At 71.3% G+C, this 13,630-nt stretch carries 12 protein-coding genes; all 12 read right to left on the bottom strand.

Annotation, left to right across the window (positions count from 1 at the left end):
• Positions 1-6: 6 nt before the first annotated feature.
• Positions 7-1,245: an MCE family protein gene (locus tag L3X23_RS30535; RefSeq protein ID WP_237196622.1), complete on the bottom strand. Its 1,239-nt coding sequence runs from the start codon at positions 1,243-1,245 to the stop codon at positions 7-9.
• Positions 1,242-2,531 carry an MCE family protein gene (locus L3X23_RS30530; protein ID WP_237196620.1) on the bottom strand — a complete coding sequence of 430 codons (1,290 nt, stop codon included), beginning with the start codon at positions 2,529-2,531 and terminating at the stop codon, positions 1,242-1,244. Before L3X23_RS30530 ends, L3X23_RS30535 begins: the two co-directional genes overlap by 4 nt.
• Positions 2,528-3,880 (bottom strand): MCE family protein, encoded by a 1,353-nt coding sequence (locus L3X23_RS30525; protein WP_237196618.1) that lies wholly within the window; start codon positions 3,878-3,880, stop codon positions 2,528-2,530. Before L3X23_RS30525 ends, L3X23_RS30530 begins: the two co-directional genes overlap by 4 nt.
• A complete protein-coding gene (locus L3X23_RS30520) occupies positions 3,880-4,839 on the bottom strand; it encodes an MCE family protein (protein ID WP_093076922.1) in 960 nt (319 codons plus the stop codon). The genes L3X23_RS30525 and L3X23_RS30520 overlap by 1 nt, the downstream gene beginning before the upstream one ends.
• Positions 4,836-5,999: an MCE family protein gene (locus L3X23_RS30515; RefSeq protein ID WP_237196616.1), complete on the bottom strand. Its 1,164-nt coding sequence runs from the start codon at positions 5,997-5,999 to the stop codon at positions 4,836-4,838. The genes L3X23_RS30520 and L3X23_RS30515 overlap by 4 nt, the downstream gene beginning before the upstream one ends.
• Positions 5,996-7,402 (bottom strand): MCE family protein, encoded by a 1,407-nt coding sequence (locus L3X23_RS30510; protein ID WP_237196614.1) that lies wholly within the window; start codon positions 7,400-7,402, stop codon positions 5,996-5,998. Before L3X23_RS30510 ends, L3X23_RS30515 begins: the two co-directional genes overlap by 4 nt.
• Positions 7,399-8,226, bottom strand: coding sequence for an ABC transporter permease (locus L3X23_RS30505; RefSeq protein ID WP_093076913.1), 828 nt, complete (start codon positions 8,224-8,226; stop codon positions 7,399-7,401). The genes L3X23_RS30510 and L3X23_RS30505 overlap by 4 nt, the downstream gene beginning before the upstream one ends.
• A gap of 1 nt (position 8,227) precedes the next feature.
• Positions 8,228-9,022: an ABC transporter permease gene (locus L3X23_RS30500; RefSeq protein WP_093076910.1), complete on the bottom strand. Its 795-nt coding sequence runs from the start codon at positions 9,020-9,022 to the stop codon at positions 8,228-8,230.
• A 153-nt stretch (positions 9,023-9,175) separates the two neighbouring features.
• Entirely contained in the window at positions 9,176-10,357 is a 1,182-nt protein-coding gene (locus L3X23_RS30495; RefSeq protein WP_237196612.1) for an ABC transporter ATP-binding protein, read from the bottom strand.
• 233 nt (positions 10,358-10,590) lie between these two features.
• Positions 10,591-11,511: an oxygenase MpaB family protein gene (locus L3X23_RS30490; protein WP_237196610.1), complete on the bottom strand. Its 921-nt coding sequence runs from the start codon at positions 11,509-11,511 to the stop codon at positions 10,591-10,593.
• A complete protein-coding gene (locus L3X23_RS30485) occupies positions 11,508-12,455 on the bottom strand; it encodes a R2-like ligand-binding oxidase (protein WP_237196609.1) in 948 nt (315 codons plus the stop codon). Before L3X23_RS30485 ends, L3X23_RS30490 begins: the two co-directional genes overlap by 4 nt.
• Positions 12,456-12,471: 16 nt before the next feature.
• Complete coding sequence (locus L3X23_RS30480; RefSeq protein ID WP_237196607.1) at positions 12,472-13,578, bottom strand: NDMA-dependent alcohol dehydrogenase; 1,107 nt, start codon at positions 13,576-13,578, stop codon at positions 12,472-12,474.
• Between the last annotated feature and the right edge of the window lie 52 nt (positions 13,579-13,630).

Raw genomic sequence — 13,630 nt, 5'->3', positions numbered from 1 at the left:
GCGACCTCAGGCGAGGATCCCGGCGGGAGTGCTGAGGGGGAGAGTAGGCACCACAGGACCGTCCGCACCCGCCGGGAGCGGCTGTTCGGCGGACGGGTTCCCACCGGCGGTGGCCGGTGCGTTCGGCGTGGTGGAGTCCTTCTGCCGGGGCGCGTTCTGGGCCCCGCGGACGTTGGTGGGACTGCCCTGGGGCTCGGCGCAGTAGGCCTTCGCGTTGGCCGGGATGTCGCTGACGTCGCTGCCGGCGCGGTGCGGGGTGCCCTCGTACCCGGCGACACAGGGGACGGGGTCGAAGACGTTGAGCACCAGCCCGAGGTGCGCGGTGCCGTCGTTGGGCGCCACCGTGTACGAGTTGGCGACGGCACCGGGGTAGGTCGCCAGGATCTGGTTCAGGTTCGCCTGTCGGGGCTCCGCGATCCGGGAGACGGTCAGCAGGTTGGCGACCACCTCCGACAGCCCGCCGCCGCTCTCGCGGAGCAGCCCGCGGATCTGGTCGGCGGCCTGTGGCGCGGTGTCGATCAGCCGGCGCAGGTCGGGGTCGGAGGTCTTCAGCTGCTCGGCGAGCAGCTTGAGCGAGGACGCGAAGTCCGCGAACTGGCCCGCCGTGTCGTTCTGCGTGGTCAGCACGGTCCGGCCGTCCCGCAGCAGGTCCCGCGTCTGCGGCAGGGCCTCGATCGCGGCGCGGGAGAACTCGTCGGTGGTGTCGAGCAGCCGCTGCAGCGGCACGCCGGTGTTCGCGAAGCCCTGCCCCAGCTCGTCGACGACGGTCTGGAGGCTGTCCAGCGGCACCGACCGGACGAACCCGTCGAGGCTGCCGACGAGCTCGTCCACCTGCACCGGGACCGTCACCCGGGAGGCCGGGATCACCGTCCCCGACGCCAGCACGGGGCCGCCGTCGGACGCGGGCTGCAGGTCCACGTACTGCTCGCCGATCGCGGAGAGGTTGCGCACGGCGGCGTTGAGGTCCGCCGGGATGTCCGGGCCGCTGCGGTCGAGGTCGAGCTGGACGTCGACGCCGTCCCGGGTGAGGGTGAGCGGGCCGACCCGCCCGACGCTCACTCCGCGGTAGGTCACGTCCGCGCCGGTGAAGATGCCGCCGGAGTCTCTGAGCGACAAGATGACCGGGTAGGTCGTGGCGCCGAAGACCCGTCCGAGGTCCGCGTAGCGGAAGCCGACGTAGCCCACGCCGACGACGGCGATCACCAGCAGCGCGAGCAGCTGGAGCCGAATGGTCCGGGTGATCATCGACCGCCTCCCAGCAGTCCGCCGAGCAGGCCGCCGCGCCCACCCGAACCGGTCGGCGCCCCGGGGTCGCCCGAGCCGTCCGTCGGCCCGGGCGGGACGGGGGTGGCCGTGCGCGGGACCGTCGACGGCGGCGGGTCCGCCTGGCCCTGGCCGGTGGTCGTCGGGACCGGGCCGAGCAGCGGGATCTGCGGCTGCCCGGACCCGTTGCCGCCCACGAGCGGGGCGAGCAGCTGGGCCGTGGGCGGCAGCTGACCGAGGATCGGCAGGTCCGGGCTGAGCGGGGTGTTGCCGCGGATCAGGTTGTCGAGCAGGTTCTTCGCGTCGGCGTCGACCCGCACGTAGAGGTTCGCGTAGTCGCCCGCGAAGGCGTCCTTGCCCGCGTCGGTGAACGGGAAGGAGCCGATCAGCTGCAACGAGTTCGGCAGGTCCTGACCCGACTCGGCGAGCTTGGCCAGAGTGGGCTGCAGCGCCTTGAGGTCGGCGAGGACGTCCTCGCGGCTCCGGTCGATCGTGTCGGTCGCCGTGCCGGAGAGCCGGTCGAGCGCCTGGAGCATGTCGACGAGCTGTCCGCGCTGGCGCTCCAGCTCGGCGATGCCGGGCTCGAGGTTGTCGAGCGCGTTCTCGATCTGGGGCCGCCGGTCGTTCAGCGTCGCGGCGAGCCGGTTGATGCCGTCGAGGGCGCGGGTGATCTCGCCCTTGCGGTCGTCGAGCGCGCCGACGAGCGTGTTCAGGTTGTCCAGCAGCGAGCGGATCTGCGGCTCGCGGCCGGTCAGCGCCGCGTTCAGCTCGGTGGAGATGGTCTTGATCTGCGCGACGCCGCCGCCGTTGAGCAGCATGGACAGCGCGCCGAACACCTCCTCGACCTCGACGGCGCGGCCCGCGCGCTCGATCGGGATCTGCCCGCTGTCCCGCAGCGAACCGGTGGCACCCTGCGCGGGTGCCGCGAGCTCCACGAACTTCTCGCCGAGCAGCGACGTCGTGCGCACCCGGGCGGTGGCGTCGGCGGGCAGCGCGACCGCCCCGTTCACGGCGACGGTGACGCGGGCGTTCCAGCTCTGCGGGTCGACGTCGATGCTGCGCACGGTGCCGACGCTGACGTCTGCCACCTTGACCAGGGACTGGGGCACGAGGTCCACGACGTCCGGGAACTCGATCGTCACCTGGTACGGGTCGTCGCCGAGGTCCGCGCCACCGGGGAGCTCGACGCCGCGCAGGCCGCCGGAGAGCACCCCGCAGCCGCTGAGCGCGAACGTGGCGACGGTCAGCGCCGCGACCAGCCGCTTCACGAGCCACCTCCGAACAGCTTGGAGAAGAAGCCGCCGATGCCGCCGGAGTCCTGCGGGGCCGCCGGGGCCGCCGGGGCCGTCGGCGCCGTCGTCGGCGCCGCGGGCAGCGGGGCCGCCGGAGCGCCACCCTGCTGCGGGGCGGGTGCCGCGGGGTCCGGGTTCTGCCCGGTGGGCGGCGGGATCGTCGGGATCGCCAGACCGGCCACCGGGATGGGCCGGCCCTTGTACAGCGAGTCGAGGATCTGCACCGGGCTCGGGATCGCGCCCGCGGCCGGGAGCTGCCGGCAGGCGTCGAGCAGGCCGGTCAGGGCCTGCAGCTGCTCCGGCGTCGCCGTCTTGACCTGGTCGCAGACGATGTACAGCAGGCCGCCGCTGCCCAGCTCGTTGAGGTTCGCCCGGGTGTCGAGGGTGCCGCTCGCCCCGTTGTAGGTGTTGGCGAGGTTGGAGACGCCCAGCGGCGCGACGTCCAGGATCTCGGTGAGCGCCCGGCGCTGCTCGACGAGGGTGGAGGTCACGTCGCTCAGCCGGTCGACGTTCGATTGCAGGATGTCCCGGTTGTCCCGGACGAAGCCCGCGACGTCCCCGAGCGCGATGCCCAGGTCGTGCAGCGCGCCGCCGAGCTCCTCGCGGTCGTCGGCGAGGAAGCCGGTCACGTCCGCGATGCGGCCGTTGAACTCGCGCACCTTCGCGTCGTCCTGGGCGAGGGTCTGCGTGAACTTCTGCAGCTCGGTGACGGTGCCGTAGAGATCGTCACTGGACCCGGCGAGTGTCGAGGACAGGTTGCCGAGCCCGGTGATCGTGTCGTTGAGCGCCTGGCCGTTGCCCGCCAGGTTCTGCGCGCCGACGTCGAGGGCGTCGGACACCGCGCCGTTCGCGTTCGCCCCGTTGGGCCCCAACGCCTTCGACAGCTCCGTGGCCGTGCGCGCCAGGTCGTCCACGCCGAGCGGGACGGCGGTGCGCTCGAGCGGGATCGTCGCCCCGTCCGGGAGCTGCGGCGCGTCCTCGGCGACGGTCGGGAAGAGCTGGACGTAGCGGCCGGTGACCAGGCTCGGCGACACCACGGCGGCCTTCGCGTCCGGCGCGAGGTGCACCTTCGGGTCGGTGATGGTCATGTCGACCTTCACCTGCGTGCCCTCGGGGGTGATCGTGTCGATCGTCCCGACGGGCACGCCCAGCACGCGCACCTCGTTGTCCTCGAACAACGCCGAGGCGTTGGTGAAGTACGCGGTGACCTTCCGGCCGCCGCCGGAGTTGATCAACCACACCCCGGTGGCCGCCAGCACGGCGATGACGGACCCGAGCGCCACGATCTGGATCAGGCGCTTGTCCCCCGCCCACGATCCGGCCATCAGCAGCCTCCCGGGTTCAGCGGGCCGAGCGTCGGGACCGGCAGCAGACCGCAGATGTAGTTGTCGAACCAGCGCCCGTTGCCGAGGGCGTTGGAGAACAGCCGCACGAAGACCGCCTCGTTCTTCAGCGTCTCGGCGAGGTTGTCCTGGTTGCGCTGCAGCACCGCGACGACGCGGTCGAGGGTCTCCAGCGTCGGCCGCAGCTGCTCCCGGTTGTCGGCCACCAGGCCCGACAGCTGCTGCGAGAGCAGCCGGGTGCCGGAGAGCAGCCGGTCGATCGCGTCCCTGCGCTTCTGCAGCTCGCCGAGCAGCAGGTTGCCGTCGGAGAGCAGCTGGTCGAAGTCCTGCCTGCGGTCCGCGAGGATCCCGGACAGGTTCCGGGCGCCCGCCAGGAGCTTCCGGATCTGCTCGTCCCGGCTGGAGATCGTCGTGGACAGCCGGGACAGCCCGTCGAGGGTGCCGCGGACGTCGTTCGGGGTGTCGCGGAAGGTGTCCGAGAGCGTCTCCAGGCTGGTGGCCAGCTGGGCCGTGTCGATCTGGTCGATGGTGCCGGAGAGCCCGTTGAAGGCCTCGACGACGTCGAACGGCGAGATCGTCCGCTCCCGCGGGATGGCCACGGACGGGTCGAGCTCCTGGTCGCCCTGCACGTCGAGGGCCAGGTACTTCGAGCCGAGCAGCGTGGCGATCTCGATGGAGGCCGCGGTGCGGTCCCCCACCCAGGCCGAGTCGACGCGGAAGTCGACGGCCACGTGGTCGCCCTCGAGCTCCACCGACGTCACCCGCCCGACCTCGACGCCGGCGACGGTCACCCGGTCGCCCGACTGCAGCCCGGCGGCCTCGCCGAACTCGGCCTGATAGGTCCGGCCGCCGAAGAGCGACGGGGCCTGGAAGGCGACGACGGCGACCACGGCGATGAGCACGAGCCCCACCACGGCGAGCAGGACGGGACGGCGGGTCATCGGTTCCCTCCCGTCAGCGGGGCGAAGATGGGCAGGTCGGGGGCACCGGGCGGCACCAGGCCGTTCGCCAGCTGTTGCAGCGCGGGCGGCACGCCGGGCACCAGCGGCGGGGACTGGCCCTGCACGCCGTCGGGGTCCGGGCCGCAACGCGGCGAGTCGGACTTGAACACGGGGATCTCGACGGCGGGCAGGAGGTCACCCAGCCCGATCGAGCCGGAGGCCCCGCAGAGGTAGAACTGGAACCAGCTGCCGTAGCTCGCCGCGCGGCTGATCGTGTTCAGCTTGCCCGGCGCGAACTGCAGGAACCGCTCGATGGTCGGCTCCGCCCGGTCGAGCTGGCCCGCCAGGTCACCGAGTGCGGAGACGTCCTGGCGCAGGGGCTCGCGGGCCTCGCGGAGGAAGCCGCCGGTGGTCTCGGTGAGGTCGCCGAGCGAGGTGATGGCGTTCCCGATGGGCTCGCGGTCCTGGGCGAGCCCGGACACCAGCTGCCGCAGCGAGATCACCAGCTGGTTGAGCTGCTCGTCGTGGCTGTTGACGGTGTCGAGCACGCCGTTGAGGTTGTCGACGACCTGGCCGATGACCGCGTCCCGGTCGGCGATGGTGCTGGTCAGGGACGCCGTGCTGGCCAGCAGGCTGTCGATGGTCCCGCCCTGCCCCTGCAGGGTGCTGACGATCTCGTTCGACAGCCGGTTGACCTGCTGCGGGTCGAGGCCCTGGAACAGCGGCTTGAAGCCGTTGAACAGGGTCGTCAGGTTGAGCGGCGGCCGGGTCTGCGCCACCGGGATGGTGTCCCCGGGGGCGAGCCTGCCGCTGCCGCCGCCCTGGGCGAGGGAGAGGAAGCGCTGCCCGATCAGGTTCTTGTAGAGCACGCTCGCGGTCACCGACTGCGGGACGGCCAGGGTCGAGTCGACGCTGAAGTCCACCTGCGCCTCGCGCCGGTCCACGATCTCGATCTTGTCGACGGAGCCGACGGCCACCCCCGCGATCCGCACGTCGTCCCCGACCAGCAGGCCGTTGACGTCGGTGAAGCGCGCTGAGTACGTCGTCTTGTCCCCGCCCTGGCTGTTGGCGATGGTCAGCGCGAGCACGGTCGTCGCCAGGGCGGTGACCAGGGCGAACGCGAGGAACTTGGTGAGCGGTCCGAGCGGGAGCTGCTTCACGTGAAGGTCACCTCCGCACCGCGGTAGAGCGGGCCGACGAGCACGGAGCCCCACTCGGGGACCTCACCCGGCGCGACGCCCTGCCGGGCCCCGACGAGCTCGGCGATCTGCTGCTGCTCCCCCGGCGAGTTGGTGATGCCCATGTCGTACGAGATCGGCTTCACCGTGCCGCCTGCGCCGACCTGGGTGCCCGGCCGCCACGCGAAGCCGCGGACCAGGTCCCACGAGTACGTGCCGTCGAACGTGCCGTAGTCCTCCACGCCGAACTGCGCGGGCGGCCCGACGGGCTGGCCGACGGGCGGGGCGGGCGGCACCGCGCCGTCCCGGAACGGACCGTCCGGCGGGTACTGCGGCCCGGGGTCGATCATCGGGTAGCAGCGCGGGCCGCGGTCGTCCCGGTACTCCGGCTCGTCCTGGTTCGGGATGTACTTGCCCATCGTCGGGCCGATCTCGAGGGTGATGTGCACGCCCGGCTCGTTCGTCCCCTTGCCGAAGACCTGGTCCAGGTACGGGATCAGGCCGGTGACCTGGGAGAAGAAGCACGGCAGCTCGGGCGAGTAGCGCCGCAGCGTCTCCAGGGTCGGCCTGCCCGAGGCGGCGAGCCGGATCAGGTTCTCCTTGTTGGCGTCGAGGAAGGCCCGCAGGTCGTCCGAGGCGCCGCCCACGGAGGCGTAGAGCGCGCGCAGGTTCGCCGCCTCGTCGGTGATGGTCCGGCTGGTCGTGGTGAGCGCGTCGAGCGCGTCGAGCAGGTCGGGTGCGGCGTTCGACAGGTTCTCGGAGAAGTCCGCGAGCTGGGAGATGTCCTCCTGCAGGTCCGGGATCGCCGGGCGCAGGCCGCCGGTCAGCGTGTTCAGCTGCTCCAGGGTCCGTCCGAGCTGGTCGCCGCGGCCCTGCAGCCCCTGCGACAGCGCGCCGAGGGTCGTCGCCAGGTCCTGCGGCTTGACCGCCTGGAGCAGCGGGAGGAGGTCGTCGAGCACCCGCTCGACCTCGATGCCCGCCACGCTGCGGTCCTGCTGGATGGTGTCGTAGGAGGCGAGCTTCACGGCCCCGGGGTCCGAGGGCGGGACCAGCGACACGAACTTCTCGCCGAAGAGCGTCTTGGGCAGCAGGCGGGCGGTGACGTTCGCCGGGATCAGGTCGGCCTTGTCCTCGTCGATCATCAGCTCGACGTCCGCGCCGCTGCCCGTCGTGCTGATCTGCTCCACCCGCCCGACGATCAGGCCCCGGATCTTGACGTCCGCCTTCTCGTTGAGCTGCGTCCCGACCCGGTCGACGTGCAGGGTCACCGGCACGCCGCCGCGGAACGCACCCGCGTACTGGGCCACCGCCAGCCCCAGCAGCAGCGCGATGACCAGCACGAACACCAGCCCGCGCAGCGCCTTCCCACCGTCGACCGTTCTCATCCCGCGACTCGCACGCTCGTGTCCGTCCCGAACAGGACCAGGGTCAGGAAGAAGTCCAGGATCGCCGTGCTCACGATGGACAGCCGGACCGCGCGGCCCACGGCGACGCCGACGCCCGCCGGTCCGCCGCGGGCGTGGTAGCCGTAGTGGCAGTGGATCAGGATGACCACCGTGGCGAAGATGATCACTTTCAGGTAGGACGCCAACACGTCGCTGACCGGTAGGAACAGGTCGAAGTAGTGGTCGTACGTGCCACCCGGCAGCCCGTTGATCACGGTCACGTTGATCCGCGCCGCGGCGAAGCTCATGAGCAGGCCGATGGTGTACATCGGCAGCACGGCGATGATCCCGGCCAGCACCCGCGTCGTCACGAGGAAGGGGACCGACGGGACGGCCATGACCTCCAGCGCGTCGACCTCCTCCGAGATCCGCATCGCGCCGAGCTGGGCGGTGAAGCCCGCCCCCAGGGTCGCGGTCAGCGCGGCCGCCGCGACCAGCGGCGCGATGTCGCGGGTCGTGAAGTACGCGGTGATGAAGCCGGTCAGGGCCTCGACGCCCAGCGAGTCCAGCGCGCGGAAGCCCTGCAGACCGACGAGCGAGCCGACGAACAACGACAACGCGGCCATGACGCCCGCGGTGCCGAGGATGACGATCAGGGCGCCCGAGCCGAAGCTGACCTCGGCGAGCAGCCTGCCGATCTCCTTCGGGTAGCGGCGGACGGTGCGCGGGATCCACGCGATCGCGCGCGCGTAGAGGGACAGCTGGTCGCCCAGCTCCTCCAGCTGTCGGACCGGCTCGCGGACGAGCTGCGCTGCACGTGCCACGTCAGATGCCCTTCGGGGGAACGAGCTCGAGGTACAGGGCCGTCAACACGAGGTTGATCAGGAAGACCAGGACGAAGGAGATGACCACGGACTGGTTCACCGCGTCGCCGACCCCCTTGGCACCCGGCGGCGGGTTGAGCCCCCGGTAGGCGGCCACGATCCCGGCGACGAAGCCGAACAGGAACGCCTTGACCTCGCTGACCACGATGTCGCTGACCTGGGCGATCGCCGAGAAGCTCGCGACGTACGCGCCGGGCGTCCCGCCCTGGATGATCACGTTGAAGAAGTAGCCGCCGCCCACCCCGACGACGGTCGCGAGGCCGTTGAGCACCACCGCGGTGGTCGCCATGGCGAGCACCCGCGGCACGACGAGGCGCTGGATCGGCGAGATGCCGAGCACCTTCATCGCGTCGATCTCCTCGCGGATGGTGCGCGCCCCCAGGTCCGCGCACACCGCGCTGCCGCCCGCGCCGGAGATGAGCAGTGCGGTGACGATCGGCGCCGCCTGCTGCACGATGGCGAGCACCGAGCCCGCGCCCGTCTGGCTCTGCGCCCCGAACTGCTGGGTCAGGGACGCCAGCAGCAGCGCGATCGTCGCGCCGAACGGGATGGTGAACAGCGCCGTGGGCAGCGCCGAGACCTTCGTGACGAACCAGGTCTGCTCGATGTACTCGCGCAGCTGGAACGGCGGCCGGAAGATCTGCTTCGTGATGTCCAGGCCCAGCGCGAACAGCCGGCCCACGGGGGTGAGGGCACGGGTGATCGGGCTGGGGCCTGCCTGCTGGGGAGCGGACACGACATTCCTCGGGGAGCCTGTGCGTGGCGATCGTCGCCAGGGCGACGATCGCCGCTCACGAGGGGCGGGCGGGGAGCAGGTTCGCGGTGGATCTCGGGGGATCCCCCGCGACGGGGCGCGGTCGGGGCCGGGTGGGGAGCCCGGCCGGGTGGGCTAGCGGAATCGGTGCCGACCGGGGCCCGCGGTGGGCCCGGACGGCGGTCGGGTGGTGATCGGGGAACCGAGCGGAGGTTCGGGGGCCTCCGGGTTCTCGGGGTTCCGGGGGTGCGCGGGGGCCTGGGGGGCGTCGAGCCGCGGGATGGTCTGCGTCGGCGCCTCGGCGGCGGGAGCGCTGTAGGGGCTGGCTCCGACGGCGGTGGCGCGCTGCGGGGTCTCCGGCTGCTGCGACCGCAGGATGGCCTCCTGCGCGGCGGGCGGCAGGGTGTGCATCATGTCCCGCACCCGCGCCTGCCTGCGCTGCACCGCCTTGCGCTCCGGCAGCCCCGCCGTCGCCTCCAGCTGCGGCTTGACCGGCGGCAGGCCCTCCAGCTCCTCGATCTCGGCCATCTCCCGGGCCGCCTGCGCGGTGTCCTTCTCCTCCGACATCCCGATCGGACCCTGCCGACGGCCGTTGAGGAACTGCGCGACCACCGGGTCCTCGCTGGTCAGCAGCACCTCGCGCGGGCCGAACATGGCCAGGTGCTTGCGGTAGAGCATGCCGATGTTGTCCGGCACGGTCTGCGCGGTGTTGATGTCGTGGGTGACGATCAGGAACGTCGAGTCGGTCTGCGCGTTCAGGTCGATGATCAACTGGTTCAGGTACGCCGTGCGGACCGGGTCCAGACCGGAGTCCGGCTCGTCGAACAGGATGATCTCCGGGTCCAGCACCAGCGCCCGGGCCAACCCGGCCCGCTTGCGCATCCCGCCGGAGATCTCCCCCGGCAGCTTCCCCTCGTCGCCCTTGAGGCCCACCATGTCCATCTTCTCCGCCACGATGTCGCGGATCTGTGCCTCGGACTTCTTGGTGTGCTCCCGCAGCGGGAACGCGATGTTGTCGTAGAGGTTCATCGAGCCGAACAGCGCGCCGTCCTGGAACAGCACCCCGAACAGCTTGCGGATCTCGTACAGCTTCGACTCGCTGCACCGCACCAGGTCGGTGTCGTGGATGACGATCGAGCCCCGCTCGGGCTTGAGCAGCCCGATCAGCGACTTCAAGAACACCGACTTCCCGGTGCCCGACGGGCCGAGCAGCACGCTGACCTCACCCGGCGGCAGCGTCAGCGTGACGTCCGACCAGATGTTGGCGCGCCCGAAGGACTTGGTCAGCCCCTCGACCTTCACCTCGACACCAGGCACGTCGCCTCCTTGCGCGTTCCGGGCGCCCGACCGTGGGCGCACCCGTCCTGGAGCGTCCAACGACGCCGACCCAGTCTGGTTACTCCTCGGTATCCCCGTCTCACCAGGGGGTCGGTTCGCGACCTGAGAACGCCGGCGACGGGCCGTGACGGCGACGCGGCGGTCCGTCGCCGTGTGCGCACGCAACGACCCGTCGCTACTCCGTCCGGCCCCATGCCGGTACAACCGGGTTCTCAGGTTGCGGATGGAGTGACAGGGCTCGAGTTCACTCGATCGGAGTACGTGTCGTGCGGGACCGGGCAGCCCCGCGGGAAGGTCCCGAGCTGTCGGACGTCGTAGCCGTTCGGGTAGCTCCGGATGTTCGGCGAGTCCTTCACGAAGTGGGGACGGGTGCGGACCGGGAACCGGCGCAGCAGCCGACCGCGCGCCCGCAGCGCGCCCCGCGACAGTGCCTGGAACCACCGCGGCGGAGCCGGGTAGCGGAACGCCTCGCGCAGCGGGGCGTCCATCAGGGACCGGGAGAAGGCGTCGATCAGCGCCGCGGGCGCCTTGTCGTTCGGCGGGAACGTGCAGAGCAGCGCCAGGGTGGAGTCCGCGACGGCGCGCCCGCCCGGGTCGAACGCGAAGTGCGCGCGCTCGTACTCGTCGTGGATCGTGCAGAACTCCTGCCAGGTGTCCGGGATGCCCTTGATCCCCATGTGCCTGCCGAGCTCGCGGTAGTAGTTCGCGCTCGCGACCTTCTCGGTCTCGGAGAAGGGCCGCCAGCCGTAGGCGTCCATCCAGCGGATGGGGCTCACGACGAACGTGGACAGGGTGTAGAGCAGGTCCCCGTTGCTGATCGGGTAGCTGCGGTGCATCTGGTTCATGCGCCGGATGGCGTCGGTCCCGGTGCCCTGGAAGCCGTGCTCGAGCACGGCCTCGAGGATCAGCCCGGTGTCGTCGTAGCGCTTCTGCACGCGCTCGGTGAACTCGCCGGTCTCCGCCAGCAGCTTCCCGATCGTGGGCACGGCGTACGTGCGGAACAGCGCGAAGGACAGCGCCTGGTTGATGTCCCACGGGAACTCGTAGAGGGTCATCAGGCGGTTGATCTCGACGTAGTCGGTGTGCGGGTCGAGCTGCTCGATCTCCCGCAGCCGGGCGTAGCGGGAGCTCATACCGCCGCCAGCTCCTTCTGGTCCTCGGCGTGGAAGCGCTCCTCCAGGGCCTCCGGCGAGGCGTCGACGTCGATCGCGAGGAGGTCGGCTCCGCGGGCCGACTCGATGGCGCCGAGCCTGCGGCCCAGCTTGTCCATCGCGTACTCGGCCATCTCCGAGATGTCGATGCCGAAGGGCGCGGTGTCGGACTGCTCGAAGGTCGCGGTGACGACCCCCATCGCCGGGACGAGGAGCTCCTGCATGCGCTCGTCGACGGCGTCGAACAGGCTGTCGTCGGCGGCGACGTGGCGGCGGCAGGTGAAGGTGCCCCACGCCATGTGGCGGCGCTCGTCGTCTCCGATGTGCTTGATCACCTGCTGGATGCCGGGCAGGATGCCGCGGCTCGCACAGACCTTCTGCCAGGCGAAGTAGCCGGTCAGCGCCAGGGTGCCCTCGACGATGTGGTTGTAGGTGACCGAGGCCCGGATCTGGTTGCGCGGGCTCGGGTCGTGCGCGAGGGCGTAGAGCGAGTCCGGGAGCTGCTTGGTGAAGATCTCCAGGTACGCGTCGTTGAACGAGATGAACTCGTGGAGATCGGTGGTCATGCCGACGGCGTCGAACCAGAGCCGGAAGGCCTGCGTGTGCTTGGCCTCCTCGTAGACGAACTGGGTCAGGTACATCTCGTCGGCGAACCGGCCCTCGGCCGCCATCGCGGCGACGAAGGGCTGCAGGTCCTGGGTCACCGACTCCTCGCCCGCGAGGAACTGGGCGGCCAGCGCGCAGGTCCACCACCGCTCGTCGTCGGTCATGGCCGCGAAGTCCTCGGCGTCCTGGCTGAAGTCGATGCTCGCCGGGTCCCAGTGCTTCCCGTTCCCCTTGCGGAACAACCGCATCGGGAACGACTCGTGCTTCAGGCCGCCTGCTGACAAGCTGGCGAACCCCTGACGGTTTCCGTGTTCGATCATGTCGGCTCCCTTGCCGTCAGAATCGGATGAGGCCTCGGATGTTGCGTCCGGCCCGCATGTCCGCATACCCCTCGTTCACCTGGTCGAGGGTGTACTCCCTGGTGATCAGCTCGCGGAGCTTGAGCCTGCCGAGGTTGTGCAGCTCGAGCAGGCGCGGCACGTCGTGCTGGCCGTTCGAGCTGCCGAACAGCGCACCCCGGATCTGCTTCTCGTAGAGGGTCAGCTCGAGCAGGGACAGGCTCGCGGTCTCCTGCTCGGCCTTGCCCAGCGCGGTCACGACCACCCGCCCCCGCTTGCCGACGAGCTGCAGCGCAGGCTGGAGGTCGTCTCCCTCGGCGACGCCCGTGGTGAGGATGGCGGCGTCCGCCAGCTGACCCCGGGTCAGCTCGGAGACGATCGGCCAGGCCTCGTCGATGCTGCGCGCCACGTGGGTGGCGCCGAGCTCGATCGCCTTGTCCCGCTTGAACTCCACCGGGTCCACGGCCACCACGTACCGGCAGCCCGCGTTCACCGCACCCTGGATCGCGTTGGCCCCGATCCCGCCGATCCCGATGACGACGCACGCGTCCCCCGCCCGCAGGTCGGCCGTGCGGACCGCGGAGCCGAACCCGGTGGTGACGCCGCAGCCGACGAGCGCGGCGAGGTCGAGCGGGAAGCCCTCGTCGATCTTCACCACCGACTTCACCGGCACCACGGTGTGCTGCGCGAACGTCCCCAGCAGGCACATCTGCCCGATGTCCTCGCCGCGGGCGTGCACCCGGTAGGTCCCGTCCAGCTGGGGGCCGAGGGTGGCGCCGGCCCCGTCGTCGCAGAGCGAGGTCATGCCGCGCACGCAGTACGAGCAGCGGCCGCAGCTGGGCAGGAAGGTCATCACGACGGGGTCGCCGACGGCCACCTCGGTCACGCCGGGGCCCACCTCACGGACGCGGCCCGCGCCCTCGTGCCCGCCCACCATGGGGTAGGCGACCGGGAGGTCGCCGGTCACGAGGTGCTCGTCGGAATGGCACAGGCCGGAGGCCGTCAGCTCGACGAGGACCTCACCGGGGCCGGGTGGGTCGAGCTCGACCTCCTCGACCTCCCACTTGCCGCCGAGTTCCCACAGCACCGCTGCTCGGGTCTTCATGGACGCCGAGCATGACGGCGATCACGTCCCGGGGCACCGGCCCACGGGTTCC

This window comes from Pseudonocardia sp. WMMC193, assembly GCF_021728735.1.
In the GTDB taxonomy this organism is placed as follows: domain Bacteria; phylum Actinomycetota; class Actinomycetes; order Mycobacteriales; family Pseudonocardiaceae; genus Pseudonocardia; species Pseudonocardia oroxyli.
This window is presented reverse-complemented; position numbering and strand designations above follow the sequence as displayed.

What these genes read in the sequence shown, in the direction of transcription:
- L3X23_RS30525 (WP_237196618.1), bottom strand. Translation starts at nt 3,880, where the DNA reads ATGGCCGGATCGTGGGCGGGGGACAAGCGCCTGATCCAGATCGTGGCG.
- L3X23_RS30485 (WP_237196609.1), bottom strand. Translation starts at nt 12,455, where the DNA reads ATGATCGAACACGGAAACCGTCAGGGGTTCGCCAGCTTGTCAGCAGGC.
- L3X23_RS30520 (WP_093076922.1), bottom strand. Translation starts at nt 4,839, where the DNA reads ATGACCCGCCGTCCCGTCCTGCTCGCCGTGGTGGGGCTCGTGCTCATC.
- L3X23_RS30535 (WP_237196622.1), bottom strand. Translation starts at nt 1,245, where the DNA reads ATGATCACCCGGACCATTCGGCTCCAGCTGCTCGCGCTGCTGGTGATC.
- L3X23_RS30490 (WP_237196610.1), bottom strand. Translation starts at nt 11,511, where the DNA reads ATGAGCTCCCGCTACGCCCGGCTGCGGGAGATCGAGCAGCTCGACCCG.
- L3X23_RS30510 (WP_237196614.1), bottom strand. Translation starts at nt 7,402, where the DNA reads ATGAGAACGGTCGACGGTGGGAAGGCGCTGCGCGGGCTGGTGTTCGTG.
- L3X23_RS30480 (WP_237196607.1), bottom strand. Translation starts at nt 13,578, where the DNA reads ATGAAGACCCGAGCAGCGGTGCTGTGGGAACTCGGCGGCAAGTGGGAG.